This is a genomic window from Pseudomonas sp. PA-6-3C, from assembly GCF_021605825.1.
Classification (GTDB): domain Bacteria; phylum Pseudomonadota; class Gammaproteobacteria; order Pseudomonadales; family Pseudomonadaceae; genus Aquipseudomonas; species Aquipseudomonas edaphica.
Genome location: NZ_WKDV01000043.1, coordinates 1 through 20,599, shown reverse-complemented (window position 1 = coordinate 20,599; position 20,599 = coordinate 1). Strand labels below are relative to the sequence as shown.

Sequence of the window (20,599 nt, the reverse complement as noted above, 5' to 3'; positions counted from 1 at the left end):
AGCATGAGGTATACAATGCGCGCCATCGTGATTTAGCTCAAAAAGGTGCGTCATGCAGCCCTTCGTTATCGCTCCATCGATTCTCTCCGCCGACTTCGCCCGCCTGGGTGAGGAAGTGGACAAGGTATTGGCCGCCGGTGCCGACTTCGTGCACTTCGATGTCATGGACAACCACTATGTGCCCAACCTGACTATCGGCCCGATGGTCTGCGCGGCACTGCGCAAGTACGGCATTACTGCGCCGATCGATGCGCACCTGATGGTCAGCCCGGTGGATCGCATCGTCGGTGACTTCATCGAGGCCGGCGCCACCTACATTACCTTCCATCCGGAAGCCACGCTGCACGTCGACCGCACCCTGCAACTGATCCGTGAAGGCGGTTGCAAGGCCGGCCTGGTGTTCAACCCGGCCACGCCGTTGAGCGTGCTGGAGTACGTGATGGACAAGGTCGACATGGTCTTGCTGATGAGCGTCAACCCAGGCTTCGGCGGGCAGAAGTTCATCCCCGGCACGCTGAACAAGCTGCGCGAAGCCCGTGCGCTGATCGATGCGTCGGGCCGTGATATCCGCCTGGAAATCGACGGTGGGGTCAACGTCAACAATATTCGCGAAATCGCCGCCGCTGGCGCTGACACCTTTGTGGCTGGCTCGGCGATCTTCAACGCCCCCAACTACCAGGAAGTCATCGACAAGATGCGGGCCGAACTGGCGCTGGCGCGTCCATGAGCGGTTTTGAGCAGTTGTTCCCCGGCAAACTGCCACGACTGGTGATGTTCGATCTGGACGGTACATTGATCGATTCGGTGCCAGACCTGGCGGCGGCGGTGGACGAGATGCTGCTCAAGCTGGGGCGAAAGCCAGCGGGCATCGAGGCGGTGCGTGAGTGGGTCGGCAACGGCGCGCAGATGCTGGTGCGTCGGGCCTTGGCCAACCATATTGATGCCGAAGGTGTGGATGAGGTTGAGGCCGAGCACGCCCTGGAACTCTTCAATGTTGCCTATGAAAGTAGCCATGAGCTCACCGTGGTTTACCCCGGCGTGCGCGACACGCTCAAGTGGCTGCACAAGCAAGGCGTGGAGATGGCGCTGATCACCAACAAGCCGGAGCGCTTTGTCGCGCCGTTGTTGGACCAGATGAAAATCGGCCGGTATTTCCGCTGGATCATCGGCGGCGACACCTTGCCGCAGAAAAAGCCTGACCCGGCGGCGCTGTTCTTCGTAATGAAAATGGCCAATATCCCGGCCTCGCAATCGTTGTTTGTCGGCGATTCGCGCAGTGATGTGCTGGCCGCCAAAGCCGCTGGCGTGCAGTGTGTGGCGCTGAGCTACGGCTACAACCATGGCCGGCCGATCGCCGAAGAATCGCCGGCGCTGGTCATTGATGATCTGCGACTGCTAATCCCCGGTTGCTTGGGAGCGGGCGCTGAGATAACGTTGCCCGACATCGAATCAACCCCTTCTGGAAATTCCATCGTGGTGGTCACTCGCAAACTCTGGATGAAAGTCATCAAGGCCCTGGCCCGCTGGCGTTGGCGCGCCTGACTGATCCTGGCCGCGTTGCGGCACGTTTGCACACCTGACCGTTTGACCCTCAAGCCACGAGGCACCTCATGATCCGCGAAGAATTCCTGCGTTTGGCCACTGCCGGCTATAACCGTATCCCCATGGCCTGCGAAACCCTGGCTGACTTCGATACGCCGCTGTCGATCTACCTCAAACTGGCCGACAAGCCCAATTCCTACCTGCTTGAATCGGTGCAGGGCGGCGAGAAGTGGGGCCGTTACTCGATCATCGGCCTGCCGTGCCGCACCGTGCTGCGTGTGCATGACCACCATGTGAGCATCACCCATGATGGCGTCGAGATCGAAAGCCATGACGTGGAAGACCCGCTGGCGTTCGTCGAAACCTTCAAGGCGCGCTACAACGTGCCGACCATTCCCGGTCTGCCGCGTTTCAACGGTGGCCTGGTGGGGTATTTCGGCTACGACTGCGTGCGCTACGTAGAAAAACGCCTGGGCAAATGCCCGAACCCGGACCCGCTGGGCGTGCCGGACATTCTGCTGATGGTCTCCGACGCGGTGGTGGTGTTCGACAACCTCGCCGGCAAGATGCACGCGATTGTCCTCGCCGACCCGTCCCAGGCCGATGCCTTCGAGCAAGGCCAGGCTAGCCTTGAGGCATTGCTGGAGAAACTGCGTCAGCCGATCACCCCACGCCGTGGCCTGGACCTCAGCCGTCCGCCGGCCGCCGACCCGATCTTTCGTTCAAGCTTTACCCAGGATGACTACGAGCGCGCGGTCGACACCATCAAGGAATACATCCTTGCCGGTGACTGCATGCAGGTAGTGCCGTCGCAACGCATGTCCATCGACTTCAAGGCGGCGCCAATTGATCTGTACCGCGCGCTGCGGTGCTTCAACCCGACGCCGTACATGTACTTCTTCAACTTCGGCGACTTCCACGTGGTGGGCAGTTCGCCGGAAGTGCTGGTGCGGGTCGAAGACAACCTGATCACCGTGCGCCCGATAGCCGGCACACGCCCGCGTGGCGCGACCGAAGAGGCCGACCTGGCGCTGGAAGAAGACCTGCTGAGTGACGACAAGGAAATTGCCGAACACTTGATGCTGATCGACCTGGGCCGCAACGACACCGGGCGGGTTTCGGAAATCGGTTCGGTGAAGCTCACCGAGAAGATGGTCATCGAGCGGTATTCCAACGTGATGCACATTGTGTCCAACGTCACCGGCGAGCTGAAAGCCGGGTTGACCGCGATGGACGCACTGCGGGCGATTCTGCCGGCGGGCACTTTGTCGGGCGCGCCGAAAATTCGCGCGATGGAGATCATCGACGAACTGGAGCCGGTCAAGCGTGGTGTGTATGGCGGCGCCGTGGGATATTTCGCCTGGAACGGCAATATGGACACTGCGATTGCGATCCGCACCGCCGTGATCAAGGACGGCGAGCTGCATGTGCAGGCGGGTGGCGGGATTGTGGCTGACTCGGTGCCGGCCCTGGAATGGGAAGAAACCCTGAACAAACGCCGCGCGATGTTCCGGGCTGTGGCGTTGGCAGAGCAAACGCCGCAAAGCTAAAGTCAGACATTGGACAACCTGTGGGAGCAGGCAAGCCCGCTCCCACAGTTGTTTTGTGGGGCGTTTAAGATCCGCTTAGAAATCCAGACTCACCCCCACACTGACGCCTTGCTGGGTAAAACTGTCATCCTTCCTCACGTTATACGCCGCCCGTAACGCCAGCTCCTGAGTCAGCTTGTGGCTGACCCCCAGACTCAATCGGTCCGAATTGCTGCGCGGCGTGTAGCCGTCCAGCTTGAAGTCGATGCCTGGCACGCTGTTGAGCGACATCTTTACCTTCTGGGTGTCGTTTTCGAACTCATGCTCGTGGGCCACTTCGCCAAACACTTGGGTTTGCGGCGTAATCCGGTAGCTGCCCTGCAGGCCGACGCCCAGGCGTTTGGAATCGCGTTGCTGGTCATCGAAGGTCAGCGCGGTGGAGCGGTTGCCCTTTTCCGAATAACCATCGACTTCGACCCGCGAATAGTCCGCGCTGATGAACGGTGACAAATGCCAATCGCTGCCGGCGCCGGCAATGTCATAGCCCAAGCGGCCGCTCAAGGCCCAGAGCCAGCCGTCGGTGTCGCCTTTTTCGGCGCCTTCGCTGACGCCCAGGGCGAACTTGCGCTTGAGGCTGTCGAAGTCCAGCTTGCCGCCGGTCAGCGCCGCATCGGCCCACCAGTGGTTTTGCTGATATTGCGCGAAGGCGGTGCCCATGTAGCTGTTGAGCTTGTAGTCCGAATCGCGGGCGCCGGCTTCGAGTGTCTGGCGATACAAGCCGGCGGCCACGCCGACGCGCCAGTTTTCGTCGAGGCGATAGCTGCCGCCGACGTTCACGTTGTAGCCACTGCCGTCGCCGCTGGCCGAACTGCGTTGATCATCAAAGTCCAAATGCTGGCCACCACCGGCGACAATCGCGCGCCATTGGCCCACGGCCTGCCAGTTGCCATTGTCGGCTTGCCACTGGTTGCGCAGTTCATCCTGGTGGGCGCGCAAGGTGCCCTGGGCCATCTCTGGCAGCAAAGTCACTTCCCACGGCGCGGCGAGCAGCGAGTAGGCGTAGTCGGCGATCAACTGTTGCCCGGCGATGGTGGGGTGCACCGAGTCGTTATAGATCAGCTTGGTCGGGTCCGGGGTGGCGCCGCCAATGCCATACACCGGGTTGGCGGTGCAGCCGTTGCCGCTGAAGCAGGTGCCTGTGAGGTTTTGCCCGGTGGCCAGGCCAAAGCGCGCAGGGTTGGCGAAGGTTTCATTGAGCAGTAACGGGATGTTCAGCGGGATGACCTGGGCGTCGATCTGCGACAGGCGCTGCACCAGCGCCTGGTTGAAAATGCTGCTCAGGGCCGAGCTGGCGCCTTGCGCGGGCGTGCCGTTGATGGCGGGTGTCAAGCCCAGGTCGGGCAGCATCCACACCATGATGTAGCGCGCGCCGGCCTGTTGCAGGGCTTGGGCGCTGTCGGCCAGGCGCCCGCCGGCGGCCACGGCCTGGCCCGGGCTGAGGACGCGTCCTTGCAGAAAGTCATTGCCGCCACCGGATAGGAAATACAACGCGTTCGGGTCAGCCCGCCCGCCGTTGGCCGGCAGATAACCCTGACGGCTGCGCAGTACGGTGCCACCACCGGCGTTGCCGGGCGGGATCGCCGCATTGGAGACCGAGGTGATGGAGTCCAGGATATTGTCGGTACGGTAGCCGCCGACCGCCCAGTTATTACCATCCGGCAAACCTTGGGCGGCACGTACCGGCGAGGTTGAGGCGTTCAGGTCGTTGGGTGCCACGCCCAGCTTGCCGCCCAAAAGCGTAGATGACACCAGGCCATAATCGCCCTGGAATGTCGGCCCGGTGCGGTTGGTAAAGCGCAAGGTGGCGCCGGCCGAGCCATCGGGGAACTGGCCGGCGTCGGCCAGGCTGTCGCCGAACACGACCATGGTTGAGTAAGGTGAAGGTGCTGCAAACGCCTGCGCGCAGGCCAGTGACAGGAGGCAGCCGGCAAGGGGCGCAAAAAACGGTGGTCTGAGCATGCGAAATTCCATTTAGTTGTTTTTGTGTCGGAAGCGAAACACTAGCAATGTAGTGAGGGTTTTATTCGAAGAAAACAGTTTTTTCTTACAAATACTCGGTGGTGACCCCCGGAATCGCTGCTCCATATTGCACCGCTGGCGAGGCTACGTTACTGTGCCTGAACGTATGAATGAGACCCTCCCCGTGTTGATCATCAGCAAACTCTTGATGCGAGTAGTCAAGGCACACGCCCGTTGGCGTTGGCGCGCCTGACATTTTTCTCTGCCGGCTCGGCCGGACCTGTACCGATTTGCCTTCTTCACCCTTTGTTTGACGCCCCTTGCCGGCTCACCCCGGCAACCGGAACGTGCGTCTGGCAGCGGGACACTCTCTTGGAAGGCGGTCATTCGAAATCAGTGAATTCAAGAGGTTTGAACCCACATGTTGCTGATGATTGATAACTACGATTCCTTTACCTACAACGTTGTGCAGTACCTGGGCGAGCTGGGTGCCGAGGTTAAGGTGGTGCGCAACGACGAACTGACGGTCGCCGAAATCGCCGCCCTGAACCCGGAGCGCATCGTGGTTTCGCCTGGCCCGTGCACGCCGACCGAAGCGGGCATCTCCCTCGAAGCCATCCAGTATTTCGCCGGTAAATTGCCGATCCTGGGCGTGTGCCTGGGTCACCAGTCCATCGGCCAGGCGTTTGGTGGTGACGTGGTGCGTGCGCGCCAAGTGATGCATGGCAAAACCAGCCCGGTGTTCCATAAAGACCTCGGCGTATTCCACGGTCTCAACCTACCGGTGACAGTCACTCGCTACCACTCGCTGGTGGTCAAGCGTGAAACCCTGCCCGAGTGCCTGGAGCTGACCGCCTGGACTCAGTTGGAAGACGGCTCGGTCGACGAGATCATGGGCCTGCGTCACAAGACACTGAATATCGAAGGGGTGCAATTTCACCCCGAATCAATCCTGACCGAGCAGGGCTACGAGCTGTTCGCCAACTTTCTCAAGCAGAGCGGCGGCACGCGCTAAGGACTTTCCATGGATATCAAGACTGCCCTGAGCCGTATCGTCGGCCATCTGGACCTGAGCACCGCTGAAATGAGCGATGTGATGCGCGAGATCATGACTGGCCAATGCACTGACGCGCAGATCGGCGCGTTCATGATGGCGATGCGCATGAAGAGCGAGAGCATCGACGAAATCGTCGGCGCCGTGTCAGTGATGCGTGAGCTGGCCGACAAGGTTGAGCTCAAGACCCTCGACGGCGTGGTCGATGTGGTCGGCACCGGCGGCGACGGTGCGAATATTTTCAACGTGTCGACGGCTTCCTCCTTTGTGGTGGCGGCAGCCGGTTGCACCGTGGCCAAACACGGTAACCGTGCGGTGTCGGGCAAAAGCGGCAGCGCCGACTTGCTGGAGGCGGCTGGTATTTATCTGAACCTGACGCCGGTGCAAGTGGCGCGCTGCATCGACAGCGTGGGCATTGGCTTCATGTTTGCCCAGTCCCACCACGGCGCCATGAAACACGCCGCCGGCCCGCGCAAGGACCTTGGCCTGCGCACCCTGTTCAACATGCTCGGCCCGCTTACGAATCCGGCTGGCGTGAAACATCAGGTGGTCGGTGTGTTCAGCCAGGCGCTGTGCCGGCCGTTGGCCGAAGTGTTGCAGCGTCTGGGCAGCAAGCACGTGCTGGTGGTGCATTCCAAGGATGGCCTGGACGAATTCAGCCTGGCGGCACCGACCTTCGTGGCGGAGCTGAAGAATGACCAGGTCAGCGAATATTGGGTCGAGCCCGAAGACCTCGGCATGAGAAGCCAAAGCTTGCATGGCCTGTCGGTGGAAAGCCCGGCGGCCTCGCTGGAGTTGATCCGTGATGCCTTGGGGCGCCGCAAGACAGAAAACGGCCAGAAAGCCGCAGAAATGATTGTTCTGAATGCTGGCGCGGCACTTTACGCGGCGGACCACGCCTATAGTCTTAAGGAAGGTGTCGCCTTGGCCCACGATGCGTTGCACACCGGTCTGGCTCGCGAAAAGCTCGAAGAACTGGGAGCCTTTACCGCTGTGTTCAAAATGGAGAATGAAGGATGAGTGTCCCGACCGTTCTGGAAAAAATCCTCGCGCGCAAGGCTGAAGAGGTGGCCGAGCGCCGTGCCCGTGTGAGCCTGGCTGAGCTGGAGGGCTTGGCAAAAAGCGCCGACGCGCCGCGTGGTTTTGCCGCTGCGCTGATCAAGCAGGCGAAGGAAAAGCAGCCTGCCGTGATTGCCGAGATCAAAAAAGCTTCGCCCAGCAAAGGCGTGATTCGCGAAGTTTTCATTCCTGAAGACATTGCCAAGAGCTATGAGAAGGGCGGCGCAACCTGCCTGTCCGTGTTGACCGATATCGACTTCTTCCAGGGTTCCGACCTGTTCCTGCAACAGGCCCGCGCCGCGTGCAAGTTGCCGGTGATCCGCAAGGACTTCATGGTTGACCCGTACCAGATCGTCGAAGCCCGCGCCTTGGGCGCCGATTGCGTGCTGCTGATCGTCTCCGCGCTGGACGACGTGAAGATGGCCGAGCTGGCGGCCGTGGCCAAAAGCGTAGGCCTGGACGTACTGGTAGAAGTGCACGATGGCGATGAGCTGGAGCGCGCGCTGAAAACCCTCGACACGCCGTTGGTGGGGGTTAATAACCGTAACCTGCACACCTTTGAAGTCAGCCTGGAAAATACCCTCGACCTGTTGCCGCGTATTCCGCGTGATCGGTTGGTGATTACCGAGAGCGGCATCGTCAACCGCGCCGACGTAGAGCTGATGGAAATCAGCGGTGTGTTTTCGTTCCTGGTGGGTGAGACATTTATGCGCGCCGAGAACCCAGGTGCGGAATTGCAGCGTCTGTTCTTCCCGGAGCGTGGCGTGGCGGTGAGCGGTTCGACCCTCGACTGATTTGAAATACGGTCAAAAATGTGGGAGCTGGCTTGTGTGGGAGCTGGCTTGCCTGCGATAGCATCACCTCGGTGTTTCTGGAAGACCGCGGTGCCTTTATCGCAGGCAAGCCAGCTCCCACATTTGATTTGTGTCTATTTAGAGAAGTAGGTGTCCGATGATCGAGCCGGTGTCGATGACAGTTGAAGCAGGACTTGCCGCCGAGCAAGACTTGCTCGCGGCCGTTTGCGCCGGTGAACAGGCATTCGGGCTACTGTTCTGGCAGCCAAATGACCAGGCTTTGGTGATGCCGCGCCGTTTGAGCCGCTTGCCGGCTTTTGACGCGGCCAGCCAGGTTTCGGCTGCTGCCGGTTGGCCGGTGCTACTGCGCGAGACCGGCGGAGAGCCGGTGCCGCAGTCGGCCGCCACGGTCAATATCGCGCTGGTTTACGCGCCGCCACGCAGCGAAGGTGATCAAGGCCGCATCGAAACCGGTTATCAGCGTTTGTGCCAGCCGATCTGTGATTTGCTGATTGAGTTGGGCGGTGACGCTTCTGTTGGCGAAATCGACGGCGCCTTCTGCGACGGTCGCTATAACGTCAACCTCAACGGCCGCAAGATGGTCGGCACTGCCCAGCGCTGGCGACAAAGTGGCGGCCGCCCAGTAGGTTTGGTGCACGGTGCATTGTTGCTGGATAACGACCGCGATGAGCTGATTGCGGCGGTCAATCGTTTCAATGAGGCCTGCGGCCTCGACCAGCGGGTGCGTGCCGACAGCCATATCGCGTTGCACGAAGCCTTTCCCGCACCGGATGCCATCACCCGACTGGACGTGTTGTACCGTCAGATGCTGGCCGGATTCCTGCCGGCTTAACGCGTACCGAACACCACCATCGTCTTGCCTTTGACGTGTACCAGGTTGCGCTCTTCCAAGTCCTTGAGCACACGACCGACCATTTCCCGTGAACACCCGACAATGCGTCCGATCTCCTGGCGCGTGACTTTGATCTGCATGCCGTCAGGGTGGGTCATGGCGTCGGGCTGTTTGCACAGTTCCAGCAGGCAACGGGCTACGCGGCCGGTGACATCAAAGAACGCCAGGTCACCCACTTTGCGCGTGGTGTCGCGCAAGCGCTGGGCAATCTGACCGCTTAAGGCGTAGAGAATGTCGGGATCATGTTGGGCCAGTTCGCGAAACTTGGCATAGCTGATCTCGGCGACTTCACACTCAACCTTGGCCCTCACCCAGGCACTGCGCTCCTGCTCTTTGCCCGCTTGTTCAAACAGCCCCAGCTCACCGAAGAAATCCCCGGTATTGAGGTACGCGATGATCATCTCGCGGCCGTCTTCATCTTCAATCAGGATGGTGACCGAGCCCTTGATAATGAAGAACAGCGTCTCGGAGCGTTCGCCAGCGCAAATGATGTTGTGCTTGGCCGGGTAACGCCGGCGCTGGCAATGCATCAACAATTTGTCGAGGTTCTTGATCTTGGGTGTGGGAGCAAGAGCAACCATGGTTGTATCCCGAAAAGACTGCACGGTGTGGTTGGAATTATTTTTATCCAGCGGTAATGGCATTGATACACGCTGTACAAAGGATGGCAATGCGCCATTGAATTGGCGCCAGCTTAACAGACACATTCTGCCTCGATTAAGGAATTTAGCGGGCAAACGTTGTCATTGATCGTTTTCATACCGGGCGCTGCGGGTTCAAGACCCTGTGCTAAGCTGGCGACCCTTTTTTAGCAGTGGAGTCTGGGCGATGAAGGCACGCATCCAATGGGCGGGCGAGGCCATGTTCCTCGGTGAGTCGGGCAGTGGCCATGTGGTAGTTATGGACGGCCCGCCGGACGCCGGTGGCCGTAACCTGGGTGTACGCCCGATGGAAATGCTCCTGCTCGGTGTTGGCGGTTGCAGCAATTTCGACGTGGTCAGCATCTTGAAGAAGTCCCGCCAGGCCGTCGAAAGCTGCGAAGCCTTCCTGGAAGCGGAGCGGGCCACTGAAGACCCCAAGGTGTTTACCAAGATCCACATGCATTTCGTGGTCAAGGGCCGGGCGTTGAAGGAAGCTCAGGTCAAGCGTGCCATCGAGCTGTCGGCCGAGAAGTATTGCTCTGCATCGATCATGCTTGGCGCGGCCGGCGTGGCCATCACCCATGATTACGAGATTATCGAGCTGGGTTGATTGCCAGTCGACAATAGAAAAGGGCGCCTGTTGAGGGCGCCCTTTTTTGTGCGGCATTGTTTAAATTCGATAGGTGCTTTTGGTCATGACCTTGGCCAGTACGCTCATGCCAAACCTCACGGGCGCCGGGAAGCGGAAGCCGCCTGCATCCAGTGCGCTTTCTGCGTGGTGTTCTTCATCAATGCGCATCTGTTCAAGAATCGCCCGCGACTTTTCGTCTTCGGCCGGCAGTTGTTCCAGGTGTTCATCCAGGTGTTTGCACACCTGATGCTCGGTCGCAGCCACAAAACCGAGGCTGACCTTGTCGCTGATCAGGCCGGCAGCGGCGCCGATACCGAACGACAAACCATAAAACAGTGGGTTGAGCACGCTGGGATGGCTACCGAGCTGGCGAATGCGCTGCTCGCACCAGGCCAGGTGGTCGATTTCTTCTTCGGCCGCATGTTCCATCGCTGCGCGTACTTGCGGCAGCTTGGCGGTCAGCGCCTGGCCTTGATACAGCGCCTGGGCACAGACTTCACCGGTGTGGTTGATGCGCATCAGGCCGGCGACGTGGCGGGTGTCGGTCTCGCTCATCTGCGCGTCGGGCTGCACGATGGCGGGCGAAGGCCGGTACGGTTGGCCGCTGAAGGGCAGCAGTGTGCGCATGGCCATGTCGGCTTGCAGCAACAGACGGTCAATCGGCGAGTAGTGACGTTGGGTAGTCATGCTGACCTCCGGGAAGAATCTCGGCGGCCAGTTTACCGCAAGAGAAGGCGATGCGTTTGCGCTGTGTCAATTTGCCCCTGTGGCGAGGGAGCTTGCTCCCGCCCGACGGCGTAGCCGTCGCAAACTCCCCGCAACAATCAGCCCGGCGGCCAGTTCATCTGGCGCTGACCCAGCACGTGCATATGGATGTGATAAACAGTCTGCCCGCCATCCTCGTTGCAGTTCATCACCACGCGAAAGCCCTTCTCGCAGCCTTGCTCTACGGCCAGCCGTTGAGCGGTGAACAGAATATGGCCAGCGAGGGCTTTGTCTTCTTCGGTGAGGTCGTTGAGGGTACGGATCGGCTTTTTCGGAATGACCAGAAAATGCACGGGTGCCATTGGGGCAATATCGTGGAAGGCGAGGACTTGGTCATCCTCATAGATGATCTTCGCAGGTATTTCTCTGTTGATGATCTTGGTGAACAGAGTATCCACAGCTGTTTCTCCATTATGAAAGTGCAGAACGAGTGTACCGAGGCCGTCAGCGCGGGCAATAGGCCTTGTTGATGGCGCCGGCAATCTTGCGGGTCAGCCAGCGTGGGCTCAAGCGCGGGCTGAAGGCCAGCCAGCGGTTGCGTCGCCCGGGAATAATGATGGCTTTGTTCTTTTCCAGCGCGCGCACGGTGTAGAGCGCCACTTCTTCCGGGCTCATCAGTTGACCGCTGCGGTCGAGCTTGGCGGTGTCCATGTGTGCAGTACCGAAGAATGGCGTGCGCGTGGGGCCGGGGCACAGCACCGAGACCTTGATACCGCAGGTCTTCAACTCTTCGCGCAAGCCTTCGGAGAAGTGCAGCACATACGCCTTGCTGGCGTAATAGCTGCTCATCCAGGGGCCGGGCTGGAAGGCTGCGACCGAGGCCACGTTGAGAATCTGCCCGCCGCCATGCAGCGCCATGGCGTTGCCAAGGGCGTGGCACATGCGGGTGAGGGCCAGGATGTTGACTTCGATCAGGTCCTGCTCGGTCATCCAGTCCTGGGCGAGGAACGGCCCGCTGGTGCCCATGCCGGCGCAGTTGACCAGCAGGTCGATCTGCCGCTCGCCTTCTTCAAGTTCCAGCAGGAACCCGGACAAACGCAGGGGTTCGCCCAGGTCGCAGGCACGAAACAGCACCTCGACGCCGAAGCGCTGAGTCAATTCAATTGCAATGCTTTCCAACTGATCACGCTGGCGGGCCACCAGAATCAAGCTACGGCCGCGACGGGCCAGTGCTTCGGCCAAAGCCAGGCCGATGCCACTGGAGGCGCCGGTGATCAGAGCGTAACGGGTCATGCCTTTCTCCATCGCAACGCCGCCGAGCCTGTGACAGAGGCATCACAGGCGGCGGGGCGTTTCTTCACTGTTCTGGAGAGTCTACAGGTTCGGCTGCGTCCTCAGCACTTTGCACGCTTTCTTCTTCATCTACGGTGACGCTTTGATCGGTGGCGTCATCGGCGGTGATGGAGCTGCTTTCGTAGCTGCTGTCCATATTGGCTTCGAGTTGGTTCAGGTAGCCGTTCATGCCCAGCGTCACCACAATGGCGAGCATCACCGGAATAAACGCCAGCCACAGGGTCGCCAACACTTTGACTGCCGTGGAGTTGCGCGGCGGCGGTGGGCCATATTGGTTGGCGCCTGCATTGCCCGGCAATACCAGCAGCAAGATTGGGAAGATGCTGTTGACCACTGGCACAAGGTTGAGGAAGTACAGCCAGCCGGACCAGCCCAGGTCGTGCAGGCGTTGCACACCGATTTGCACGCTCACCCACACCAGTGCAACAAACAAGGCCAAGCCCAGCAGCACCCCGAGGATGGTGCCGGCAGTCGGCGAGGCGGTTGCGACGGCGAAGCTCGCGGTACTGATGATGCCACCGGCCACCAACAGCGCCAGGGTCAATACCAGTGTCCAGGCCAGATAACGCAAGCGGCCGATGCGACCGTGGATGGTGAACACTTTAAGGGTTGAGTATTCCTCGGTGTACTCACCCACGGCAGCACGCGGTGGTGCATAGGGCGAAGCCGCAGGGCGCGAGAAGTCTGCAGTGCTGGCGTCGGTTTCGTGGGTTTCGGCCAGGTTGAAGGTTACCGGCTGCTCGGCTTCGATACGGGCATCGACGCCGGCGTTTTTCAGCGTTGTAAGGTAGGTTTCGGCATCAGCACGGGAAAGGTCGCGCTTGAGTGCGACCGGGCGGCCGGTGAAAAGCTTTTCGATGGCTGCCACATCACTTTTGAACAGCTCGGCGAGGTTCAGCTTGGCGGTGGTGCTTTCGACACCCGGGAGCAGGGCTCCGTCAAACACAATCTTGAAACGGCTGTCGCTCATGCGGGCATCCTTGTCACTTGTTCAGGGAGGGGGTTTGCAGGCCTGCACACATGGGCAGGCCTGCTATTGAGTTTAACGGGGCCAGCGCAACTGCGCTGCCTTCTCGCGTGCCTTGCGGTATTCGGCATCCAGGCGGGCAATCAGTTCATCGACGCTGGGCAAATCATCAATCTGGCCGACACCTTGGCCGGCTGACCATACGGTTTTCCAGGCCTTGGCCTCATCGCTTAACGGCTTGAGCTTGGAGCCGAAGTTGACTTCGCCTTTGCCCTGCAGGGCGGCGAGGTCGAAACCGGCGTTTTCCAAACTCTGGCGCATGAAGCTTGCGGGTACGCCGGACACCGCAGGAGTGTGCACGATGTCGGCGGCGCGCGATGTGAGCAGCATCTCTTTATAAGCGTCCGGGGCGTGGCTTTCGGTGGTGCCGATAAAGCGCGTGCCGAAATACGCCAGGTCTGCGCCCAGCAGTTGGGCTGCGAGTATCTCATGACCATGGTTGAGGCAGCCGGCCAACAGCAGGGTTTTATCAAAGAACTGGCGAATCTCGGCGATCAGCGCGAACGGGCTCCAGGTACCGGCATGGCCACCGGCGCCCGCTGCCACGGCGATCAGGCCGTCAACACCGGCTTCTGCGGCTTTCTCGGCATGTCGGCGGGTGGTGACGTCGTGAAACACCAGGCCACCGTAGCTGTGGACCGCATCCACCAGCTCCTTGACCGCGCCCAGGCTGGTGATGACGATCGGCACCTTGTGCTCGACGCAGATCGCCAGGTCGGCCTCAAGCCTTGGGTTGCTGTTATGCACGATCAGGTTGACGGCATAGGGCGCGGGGTTGTCCAGCTGTGCCAGGCCCGCTTCGATTTCCTCCAGCCAGGCCTTGAAACCGCTGCTTTCGCGCTGGTTAAGTGCCGGGAAACTCCCAACCACGCCATTGCGACAGCACGCCAGCACGAGTTGCGGGTTGGAAATCAGAAACATCGGCGCAGCCACCACGGGTAGGCGCAGACGTTGTTCGAGCGAAGCGGGCAGTGACATTGGAGGTTCCCCGAGTAATTGAAATTAGAACGGTTTGACCACGACCAAAATTACGATAGCCAGCAATATCAGAACCGGCACTTCATTGAACCAGCGATAAAAGACATGGCTGCGGGTATTTTCGCCACGGGCGAAACGTTTTACTTGGGCGCCGCACATATGGTGGTAGCCGATCAGCAGCACCACCAGGGTAAGTTTGGCGTGGATCCAGGCACCGGATTGAAAAATGGCCGGGTTCAGGTAGATCAGCCAGCCGCCGAATATCAGGGTAGCGATCATTGCCGGCCCCATGATGCCGCGGTACAGCTTGCGCTCCATGACGCTGAAGCGTTCTTTGCTGACGGTGTCCTCACTTTGCGCGTGGTAGACGAACAGGCGTGGCAGGTAAAACAGCCCGGCAAACCAGCAGACGATACTGACGATATGGAAGGCTTTGATCCATAGATAGAGCATTTCTAGTTATTCCCAGGTTCACGGTAACTGAAGATAGTAGTGGCTCATGCGCCTGTACGTCACGTTGACGGTTGTCGCAGGACGATACGGCCCCTATTATCGACGGCTTTCCAGTGGGTTCGTTGAGGGCAGGTTTATGGTCAAGGTCGGTATCGTCGGCGGCACGGGTTACACCGGTGTCGAATTGCTGCGTCTGTTGGCTCAGCATCCGCAAGCTGAGGTGGTGGTCATCACTTCCCGATCCGAGGCCGGGTTGGCCGTGGCCGATATGTACCCGAACCTGCGAGGCCACTATGACGGCCTGGCGTTCAGCGTGCCGGACATCAAGACCCTGGGCGCGTGCGATGTGGTGTTCTTCGCCACGCCTCACGGGGTTGCGCATGCACTGGCCGGCGAATTGCTGGCGGCGGGTACCAAGGTCATCGACCTGTCAGCCGACTTCCGCTTGCAGGACGCCGATGAGTGGGCCAAGTGGTACGGCCAGCCACACGGCGCGCCTGAGTTGCTGGAAGAGGCGGTGTACGGTCTGCCGGAAGTCAATCGTGAGCAAATCAAGCAAGCACGCCTGATTGCCGTGCCAGGTTGCTATCCGACCGCAACGCAGCTGGGGTTCCTGCCGTTGCTGGAAGCGGGTCTGGCCGACACTTCGCGCTTGATCGCCGACTGCAAGTCGGGTGTGAGTGGCGCCGGCCGTGGTGCAGCTGTAGGTTCGCTGTACTCCGAGACGTCGGAAAGCATGAAGGCCTACGCGGTTAAAGGGCATCGTCACTTGCCGGAAATTCGCCAGGGGCTGCGCCGCGCGGCCGGTAAAGACGTGGGCCTGACCTTCGTGCCGCACCTGACGCCGATGATTCGTGGCATTCACTCCACGCTCTACGCCACGGTTGTCGACCGTTCGGTAGACCTGCAGGCGCTGTTCGAAAAGCGTTATGCCAATGAACCGTTCGTCGATGTGATGCCGGCCGGCAGCCACCCGGAAACCCGTAGCGTGCGCGGTGCGAACGTATGTCGCATTGCCGTGCACCGTCCACAGGATGGCGATTTGGTGGTGGTGTTGTCGGTAATCGATAACCTGGTCAAGGGCGCGTCGGGCCAGGCGGTGCAGAACCTGAACATCCTCTTCGGCCTGGACGAGAAGCTGGGCCTGTCCCACGCGGGCATGCTGCCTTAAGGCGGTTTAGCGGTTAAGCAAAAGGCCCGTTGATCGGGCCTTTTGTGTTTTTAATGGCGGCAGCGCAGATTGATATACCGTAACAATAGTTGACCGCTTTTCTAGGAGAAGCGGATAATGCTCGCCATTACGCATATGGCGGCGCTACGCCGGGAGATTATCAGCATGAGCGTTGAATCCTTCACCCCCACGGCTTTGCAATTCACCCACGGTGCTGCGCACAAGGTGAAGAGCCTGGTCGATGAAGAGGGTAATGATCGCTTGAAGCTGCGCGTATTCGTTACGGGCGGCGGTTGTTCAGGGTTTCAGTACGGTTTTACCTTCGATGAAGATGTGGCCGACGATGACACCATCGTCGAGCGCGAGGGCGTCAGCCTGGTCGTGGACCCGATGAGCTTCCAATACCTGGCGGGTGCCGAGGTGGATTATCAGGAAGGTCTGGAAGGGTCGCGTTTCGTGATCAAGAACCCTAATGCCACCACGACCTGTGGTTGCGGGTCTTCTTTCTCGATCTGATCAGCAGCCTGATCTTCAGCAAATAAAAAAACGCCGCTTGGCTTTGATAGGCCAAGCGGCGTTTTGCTGCCTGCAGGTTTAGGCTGGGTAGATCGCGCCTAATACCCGAAGCCCGCGCGCGCCAGTGACACTTGGGCGGTTGGCGGCGATGCCCTCAAGGCAGCAATGGGCCAGCCAGGCGAAGGCCATGGCTTCAACCCAATCGGGGTCCACGCCGTAAGTGGCGGTGCTGCTGACCTGAGTGGACGGCAACAACGCTGCCAAGCGCTTCATCAGCGTGGCGTTATGCGCGCCGCCGCCACAGACCAGCAGGGTTTCGGTGTCGGTTTGTGCGGATTGCAGGGACTCGACGATGGTCAGCGCGGTCAGTTCAAGCAGGGTCGCTTGCACATTCTCTGCCTGAAACGCTGGCAATCTGGCCAGGTGGTGTTGCAGCCATCCCAGGTTGAATACTTCGCGGCCAGTGCTTTTCGGGCCTTTGGTCAGGAAGAACGGGTCGCTGAGCAGTGCGTTGAGTAGTGCAGGCTCGACCTGGCCACCGGCCGCCCATTGGCCATCGCGATCAAAGTGCTCGCCACGTTGATTGTGGATCCACGCATCCAGCAGCACGTTGCCCGGGCCGCAATCGAAGCCAGCTACGGGCTTGTCGGTCTCGATCAGGCTGAGATTGCTGAAGCCGCCGACATTCAGCACGGCGCGGTTGCCGGCACGTTCGCCGAACAAGGCTTCATGAAAGGCGGGCACCAAGGGGGCGCCTTGACCGCCGGCGGCCACATCGCGGCTGCGGAAATCACTGACGACGGTAATGCTCGTCAGCTCTGTGAGCAGGGCAGGGTTGCCGATTTGAACGGTAAAGCCTCGAGCGGGTTCATGGCGGATCGTCTGGCCGTGGCTGCCGATCGCGCGTATGTCCTGAGGCTTGAGGGCGTGTTGTTCCAGTAAGGCATGGATGCCTTTGGCCGCCAGTGTCACCCAGTGTTGCTGGGCGAGCGCCGAACGGGCGATCTCATCCGGGCCGCTGGCGCACAGGCTTAACAGCTCAGTGCGCAGATCGTCCGGCATGGGGATGTAGTGCGTGCCGATCAAGTTGATCGCCGGGTTCTGTTCGATCAGGGCGATATCCAGGCCATCAAGACTGGTCCCGGACATCACACCTATATAGAGCGGCATACCTTAGCGCTTCGCCGAGGCCAGCAGGGTGGAGCGCTCCTGGTCCATGCGTGCCATCAATGGCTGGCTTTGTTGCAGGAAGCGCGCGCGCTCGGCTTTGGCTATCGGGTCGGCCATTGGCAGCTTTTGGCCCAGTGGGTCGACGTGGACGCCGTTCACCTGGAACTCATAGTGCAAATGCGGGCCGGTGGACAGGCCGGTGGTGCCGATATAGCCGATAACCTGGCCCTGCTTCACGTTGCTGCCGGTCGAAACGCCTTTGGCGAACCCCTGCATGTGGCCATAGAGGGTACGGTAGGTATTGCCGTGCTGGATGATCACGGTATTGCCGTAGCCACCGCGGCGGCCGGCGAGCAACACTTTGCCATCACCGGCGGCCTTGATCGGCGTACCACGAGGGGCGGCATAGTCGACGCCTTTGTGGGCGCGGATCTTGTTGAGGATCGGGTGCTTGCGGCCCATGGAGAAGCGCGAACTGATGCGGGCAAAGTCCACCGGCGTGCGGATGAAGGCTTTGCGCATGCTGTTGCCATCGGCGGTGTAGTAGCTGGTGTTGCCTTGTTTGTTGGTGTAGCGCACTGCGGTGTAGGTCTTGCCACGGTTGGTAAACCGCGCAGATAGAATCGCACCGGTCCCGACGACTTTGCCGTTGGCGACTTTCTGCTCGTAAATCACGTCAAATTCGTCACCCTGACGGATGTCCTGGGCGAAGTCGATGTCGTAGCCAAACACGCTGGCCATGTCCATGGTCATGCTGTGGGACAAGCCGGCACGCGCAGCCGACTGTGACAGCGAACTGTTGATGACGCCATGCACGTAGGCGGAGCGCGTCACCGGCTTGGTGGTGATGCGGTTGAACGCAAAGCCTTTGGTGCCTTTAGTCAGGGCAATGCTTTCTAGGTCGCTGACAGTGCTATGCAGGCTTTTGAGCTGACCGTCGGCAGCCAATTCGAATTCAAGCTTCTGGCCATGTTTGAGCTGGGTGAATTGTTTGGCTTGTTTATCGCTGGCCAACACCTCATTAACCGTAGCAGCGGGCAGACCAACCTTTTCAAACAGCGTTGAAAGGGTGTCGCCTTTGGCGACGGTCACTTCGCGGTGCAGCGGATTTTTTGGAGTGACTGGCGCAGGCGGCTCCTGAGTCGCCTGCCGGGTGTCTTCCGGGGTGGTTTCTATCTGTGCAAATGGAGATTGTGTCGGTGCGTTTGTGGCTTGTTGTGCGTCGGAAGCGTCTTGATCTTGTGTCAGTTGTTCAACTGGACTTTCCAGGTCAAGGCTCAGGGATGTTCGTTTGGCTTCTACGTCACTGGAAGGGAATACCAGGAGTGCCAGGCTGAGAAGGGCGGCGATACCACTTGCGGCGAGCAGGTGGGTCTTCGGGTAAAGCGGCGGCGCTTTAGACGGTTCTGTGGTCATAGGTAATTTTGACTTTGAAGATGAAATGGAAAAGATGAATGACATGATGAAGATGAAATAACTGTATAAAATATAACCAAATCATCTGTGGCGCAAGCTCGCGAACGCTGGGCTTGCTGAACGGTGTCCGTGCGCGGGACAAAACTTGTAATTAGTCCCTGATCTTGTATGGTTGGTTCCCTTTTGAATCTGAGCCTTGCGGGTCTGTTATGAAGTCGGTTGAAGAGCAGCTAGCGCTGATAAAACGTGGTGCGGAAGAACTGTTGGTCGAGGCCGAGCTGATCGAAAAGCTCAAGCGTGGCCAACCCCTGCGTATTAAGGCTGGCTTCGATCCGACCGCGCCGGATCTGCACCTGGGTCATACCGTGCTTATTAATAAGCTGCGCCAGTTCCAGGAGCTGGGGCATCAAGTCATCTTCCTTATAGGTGACTTCACCGGGATGATCGGTGATCCGAGCGGCAAAAGCGCAACGCGTCCGCCGCTGACCCGTGAGCAGGTTCTCGATAATGCCGAGACCTACAAGACTCAAGTGTTCAAGATTCTTGATCCGGCCAAGACCGAGGTGGCGTTCAACTCCACCTGGATGGATCAGATGGGGCCGGCCGACTTCATTCGCCTGACTTCCCAATACACAGTGGCACGCATGCTTGAGCGTGATGACTTCGATAAGCGTTATTCCACCAATCAGCCGATCGCGATTCACGAGTTCCTCTACCCGCTGGTGCAGGGCTATGACTCGGTGGCATTGCGCGCGGACGTCGAGCTGGGCGGCACTGACCAGAAGTTCAACCTGCTGATGGGGCGCGAGCTGCAGCGTGCGTATGGGCAAGAAGCTCAGTGCATTCTGACCATGCCGTTGCTGGAAGGGTTGGATGGCGTCAAGAAGATGTCCAAGTCCCTGGGTAACTACGTCGGTATCCAGGAGGCGCCGGGTGTGATGTACGGCAAGCTTGTGTCGATTCCTGATGCGCTGATGTGGCGTTATTTCGAGCTGTTGAGCTTCCGCTCGATGGATGAGATCAATGCGTTGCGCGCTGAAGTCGAGGCGGGTGCGAACCCTCGTGACGTGAAGATCAAGTTGGCGGAAGAAATCGTCGCGCGCTTCCATGGTGAAGAGGCTGCGGCCAGTGCTCACCGCGCGGCCGGTAACCGCATGAAGGATGGCGAGCTGCCGGATGATCTGCCAGAGATCGAATTGGCTGCGTCTGAGGCGATGCCGATTGCTGCTGTACTTAATAAGGCGGGCCTGGTTAAGAACTCCGCGGTCGCGCGCGACCTGTTGGGTTCCGGTGGTGTGCGTATAGATGGTGAGGTTGTCGATCGCACCTTTATCTACGAGCTGGGCGCTACCCACGTTTGTCAGGCTGGAAAGAAGGCATTTGCGCGTATTACGCTCAAAGCCGAATAAAACTGAAATGAGGGATTGACGGCGTTTTATATCTGTCTATAATTCGCCCCACTTCCGGCGCAGTCGAAACGGAAAACTCCTTGGTAAACAACGAGTTACGAAGTTTTCGGCAGCAAGTTGCTTCAGTTCATCGAAGCCAAAAGGAAGTTGAAAAAGAGGTGTTGACAGCAGCGTGTAACGCTGTAGAATTCGCCTCCCGCTAACGAGAGATCGTAAGCG

At 59.6% G+C, this 20,599-nt stretch carries 21 protein-coding genes; 11 read left to right on the top strand and 10 right to left on the bottom strand.

The window, feature by feature from the left end:
- The first annotated feature begins 52 nt into the window (after positions 1-52).
- From rpe to trpE, 3 genes are all read left to right on the top strand, one after another.
- The gene (gene rpe / locus GIW48_RS24040; protein WP_017138077.1) at positions 53-727 is read left to right on the top strand and encodes a ribulose-phosphate 3-epimerase; all 675 of its coding nucleotides are present in this window, start codon (positions 53-55) and stop codon (positions 725-727) included.
- On the top strand, positions 724-1,542 hold the full coding sequence (locus GIW48_RS24035; RefSeq protein ID WP_138449307.1) for a phosphoglycolate phosphatase: 819 nt from the start codon (positions 724-726) through the stop codon (positions 1,540-1,542). The genes rpe and GIW48_RS24035 overlap by 4 nt, the downstream gene beginning before the upstream one ends.
- A 68-nt stretch (positions 1,543-1,610) precedes the next feature.
- Positions 1,611-3,092, top strand: a complete 1,482-nt coding sequence (gene trpE, locus GIW48_RS24030; protein WP_017138079.1) for an anthranilate synthase component I — start codon at positions 1,611-1,613, stop codon at positions 3,090-3,092.
- A 75-nt stretch (positions 3,093-3,167) separates the two neighbouring features.
- On the opposite strand, the gene estP is transcribed toward trpE, so the two are convergent.
- Positions 3,168-5,090, bottom strand: coding sequence for an esterase EstP (gene estP, locus GIW48_RS24025; RefSeq protein ID WP_169987460.1), 1,923 nt, complete (start codon positions 5,088-5,090; stop codon positions 3,168-3,170).
- Positions 5,091-5,511: 421 nt separating this feature from the next.
- On the opposite strand from estP, the gene GIW48_RS24020 reads away from it, so the two are divergent.
- From GIW48_RS24020 to GIW48_RS24005, 4 genes are all read left to right on the top strand, one after another.
- The gene (locus GIW48_RS24020; protein ID WP_053258301.1) at positions 5,512-6,105 is read left to right on the top strand and encodes an aminodeoxychorismate/anthranilate synthase component II; all 594 of its coding nucleotides are present in this window, start codon (positions 5,512-5,514) and stop codon (positions 6,103-6,105) included.
- A 9-nt stretch (positions 6,106-6,114) separates the two neighbouring features.
- Entirely contained in the window at positions 6,115-7,164 is a 1,050-nt protein-coding gene (gene trpD / locus GIW48_RS24015) for an anthranilate phosphoribosyltransferase (protein ID WP_017138082.1), read from the top strand.
- Positions 7,161-7,997 (top strand): indole-3-glycerol phosphate synthase TrpC, encoded by an 837-nt coding sequence (gene trpC / locus GIW48_RS24010; protein WP_017138083.1) that lies wholly within the window; start codon positions 7,161-7,163, stop codon positions 7,995-7,997. Before trpD ends, trpC begins: the two co-directional genes overlap by 4 nt.
- Positions 7,998-8,154: 157 nt before the next feature.
- Positions 8,155-8,850 carry a lipoate--protein ligase family protein gene (locus GIW48_RS24005; protein WP_017138084.1) on the top strand — a complete coding sequence of 232 codons (696 nt, stop codon included), beginning with the start codon at positions 8,155-8,157 and terminating at the stop codon, positions 8,848-8,850.
- Here GIW48_RS24005 and crp read toward each other — a convergent pair.
- A complete protein-coding gene (gene crp / locus GIW48_RS24000; RefSeq protein WP_017138085.1) occupies positions 8,847-9,491 on the bottom strand; it encodes a cAMP-activated global transcriptional regulator CRP in 645 nt (214 codons plus the stop codon). The two genes, GIW48_RS24005 and crp, sit on opposite strands and share 4 nt — an antisense overlap.
- A 247-nt stretch (positions 9,492-9,738) precedes the next feature.
- On the opposite strand from crp, the gene GIW48_RS23995 reads away from it, so the two are divergent.
- Positions 9,739-10,161, top strand: a complete 423-nt coding sequence (locus GIW48_RS23995; protein ID WP_017138086.1) for an OsmC family protein — start codon at positions 9,739-9,741, stop codon at positions 10,159-10,161.
- Positions 10,162-10,221: 60 nt separating this feature from the next.
- On the opposite strand, the gene coq7 is transcribed toward GIW48_RS23995, so the two are convergent.
- The 6 genes from coq7 to hemJ all read right to left on the bottom strand — a co-directional run bounded on the left by coq7 (position 10,222) and on the right by hemJ (position 14,698).
- Complete coding sequence (gene coq7 / locus GIW48_RS23990) at positions 10,222-10,869, bottom strand: 2-polyprenyl-3-methyl-6-methoxy-1,4-benzoquinone monooxygenase (protein WP_017138087.1); 648 nt, start codon at positions 10,867-10,869, stop codon at positions 10,222-10,224.
- Between the two features lie 137 nt (positions 10,870-11,006).
- Positions 11,007-11,345, bottom strand: coding sequence for a histidine triad nucleotide-binding protein (locus GIW48_RS23985; RefSeq protein WP_003210943.1), 339 nt, complete (start codon positions 11,343-11,345; stop codon positions 11,007-11,009).
- A gap of 46 nt (positions 11,346-11,391) precedes the next feature.
- Positions 11,392-12,180: an SDR family NAD(P)-dependent oxidoreductase gene (locus GIW48_RS23980; RefSeq protein ID WP_177034658.1), complete on the bottom strand. Its 789-nt coding sequence runs from the start codon at positions 12,178-12,180 to the stop codon at positions 11,392-11,394.
- A 64-nt stretch (positions 12,181-12,244) separates the two neighbouring features.
- Positions 12,245-13,210 carry a DUF805 domain-containing protein gene (locus GIW48_RS23975; RefSeq protein WP_177034657.1) on the bottom strand — a complete coding sequence of 322 codons (966 nt, stop codon included), beginning with the start codon at positions 13,208-13,210 and terminating at the stop codon, positions 12,245-12,247.
- 72 nt (positions 13,211-13,282) lie between these two features.
- Complete coding sequence (locus GIW48_RS23970) at positions 13,283-14,245, bottom strand: NAD(P)H-dependent flavin oxidoreductase (RefSeq protein ID WP_138449319.1); 963 nt, start codon at positions 14,243-14,245, stop codon at positions 13,283-13,285.
- Between the two features lie 24 nt (positions 14,246-14,269).
- Positions 14,270-14,698 (bottom strand): protoporphyrinogen oxidase HemJ, encoded by a 429-nt coding sequence (hemJ, locus tag GIW48_RS23965; RefSeq protein ID WP_017138091.1) that lies wholly within the window; start codon positions 14,696-14,698, stop codon positions 14,270-14,272.
- Positions 14,699-14,834: 136 nt separating this feature from the next.
- Between hemJ and argC the strand changes: the two genes are divergently transcribed.
- Together argC and erpA are read left to right on the top strand one after the other, a co-directional pair.
- Complete coding sequence (gene argC, locus GIW48_RS23960) at positions 14,835-15,869, top strand: N-acetyl-gamma-glutamyl-phosphate reductase (RefSeq protein WP_017138092.1); 1,035 nt, start codon at positions 14,835-14,837, stop codon at positions 15,867-15,869.
- A gap of 165 nt (positions 15,870-16,034) precedes the next feature.
- Positions 16,035-16,385, top strand: coding sequence for an iron-sulfur cluster insertion protein ErpA (gene erpA / locus GIW48_RS23955; protein ID WP_003176443.1), 351 nt, complete (start codon positions 16,035-16,037; stop codon positions 16,383-16,385).
- A 78-nt stretch (positions 16,386-16,463) separates the two neighbouring features.
- Here the strand turns inward: erpA and GIW48_RS23950 are convergent, their stop codons facing one another.
- Both GIW48_RS23950 and GIW48_RS23945 read right to left on the bottom strand, forming a co-directional pair.
- The gene (locus tag GIW48_RS23950) at positions 16,464-17,555 is read right to left on the bottom strand and encodes an anhydro-N-acetylmuramic acid kinase (protein ID WP_170040777.1); all 1,092 of its coding nucleotides are present in this window, start codon (positions 17,553-17,555) and stop codon (positions 16,464-16,466) included.
- Between the two features lie 3 nt (positions 17,556-17,558).
- A complete protein-coding gene (locus tag GIW48_RS23945) occupies positions 17,559-18,971 on the bottom strand; it encodes a peptidoglycan DD-metalloendopeptidase family protein (RefSeq protein ID WP_170040776.1) in 1,413 nt (470 codons plus the stop codon).
- Positions 18,972-19,180: 209 nt separating this feature from the next.
- Here GIW48_RS23945 and tyrS point away from each other — a divergent pair, with 209 nt between their 5' ends.
- Positions 19,181-20,380 carry a tyrosine--tRNA ligase gene (tyrS, locus tag GIW48_RS23940; RefSeq protein ID WP_017138096.1) on the top strand — a complete coding sequence of 400 codons (1,200 nt, stop codon included), beginning with the start codon at positions 19,181-19,183 and terminating at the stop codon, positions 20,378-20,380.
- Positions 20,381-20,599: the final 219 nt, after the last annotated feature.

What these genes read in the sequence shown, in the direction of transcription:
- rpe (WP_017138077.1), top strand. Translation starts at nt 53, where the DNA reads ATGCAGCCCTTCGTTATCGCTCCATCGATTCTCTCCGCCGACTTCGCC.
- GIW48_RS24035 (WP_138449307.1), top strand. Translation starts at nt 724, where the DNA reads ATGAGCGGTTTTGAGCAGTTGTTCCCCGGCAAACTGCCACGACTGGTG.
- trpE (WP_017138079.1), top strand. Translation starts at nt 1,611, where the DNA reads ATGATCCGCGAAGAATTCCTGCGTTTGGCCACTGCCGGCTATAACCGT.
- estP (WP_169987460.1), bottom strand. Translation starts at nt 5,090, where the DNA reads ATGCTCAGACCACCGTTTTTTGCGCCCCTTGCCGGCTGCCTCCTGTCA.
- GIW48_RS24020 (WP_053258301.1), top strand. Translation starts at nt 5,512, where the DNA reads ATGTTGCTGATGATTGATAACTACGATTCCTTTACCTACAACGTTGTG.
- trpD (WP_017138082.1), top strand. Translation starts at nt 6,115, where the DNA reads ATGGATATCAAGACTGCCCTGAGCCGTATCGTCGGCCATCTGGACCTG.
- trpC (WP_017138083.1), top strand. Translation starts at nt 7,161, where the DNA reads ATGAGTGTCCCGACCGTTCTGGAAAAAATCCTCGCGCGCAAGGCTGAA.
- GIW48_RS24005 (WP_017138084.1), top strand. Translation starts at nt 8,155, where the DNA reads ATGATCGAGCCGGTGTCGATGACAGTTGAAGCAGGACTTGCCGCCGAG.
- crp (WP_017138085.1), bottom strand. Translation starts at nt 9,491, where the DNA reads ATGGTTGCTCTTGCTCCCACACCCAAGATCAAGAACCTCGACAAATTG.
- GIW48_RS23995 (WP_017138086.1), top strand. Translation starts at nt 9,739, where the DNA reads ATGAAGGCACGCATCCAATGGGCGGGCGAGGCCATGTTCCTCGGTGAG.
- coq7 (WP_017138087.1), bottom strand. Translation starts at nt 10,869, where the DNA reads ATGACTACCCAACGTCACTACTCGCCGATTGACCGTCTGTTGCTGCAA.
- GIW48_RS23980 (WP_177034658.1), bottom strand. Translation starts at nt 12,180, where the DNA reads ATGACCCGTTACGCTCTGATCACCGGCGCCTCCAGTGGCATCGGCCTG.
- GIW48_RS23975 (WP_177034657.1), bottom strand. Translation starts at nt 13,210, where the DNA reads ATGAGCGACAGCCGTTTCAAGATTGTGTTTGACGGAGCCCTGCTCCCG.
- GIW48_RS23970 (WP_138449319.1), bottom strand. Translation starts at nt 14,245, where the DNA reads ATGTCACTGCCCGCTTCGCTCGAACAACGTCTGCGCCTACCCGTGGTG.
- hemJ (WP_017138091.1), bottom strand. Translation starts at nt 14,698, where the DNA reads ATGCTCTATCTATGGATCAAAGCCTTCCATATCGTCAGTATCGTCTGC.
- argC (WP_017138092.1), top strand. Translation starts at nt 14,835, where the DNA reads ATGGTCAAGGTCGGTATCGTCGGCGGCACGGGTTACACCGGTGTCGAA.
- erpA (WP_003176443.1), top strand. Translation starts at nt 16,035, where the DNA reads ATGAGCGTTGAATCCTTCACCCCCACGGCTTTGCAATTCACCCACGGT.
- GIW48_RS23950 (WP_170040777.1), bottom strand. Translation starts at nt 17,555, where the DNA reads ATGCCGCTCTATATAGGTGTGATGTCCGGGACCAGTCTTGATGGCCTG.
- GIW48_RS23945 (WP_170040776.1), bottom strand. Translation starts at nt 18,971, where the DNA reads ATGACCACAGAACCGTCTAAAGCGCCGCCGCTTTACCCGAAGACCCAC.
- tyrS (WP_017138096.1), top strand. Translation starts at nt 19,181, where the DNA reads ATGAAGTCGGTTGAAGAGCAGCTAGCGCTGATAAAACGTGGTGCGGAA.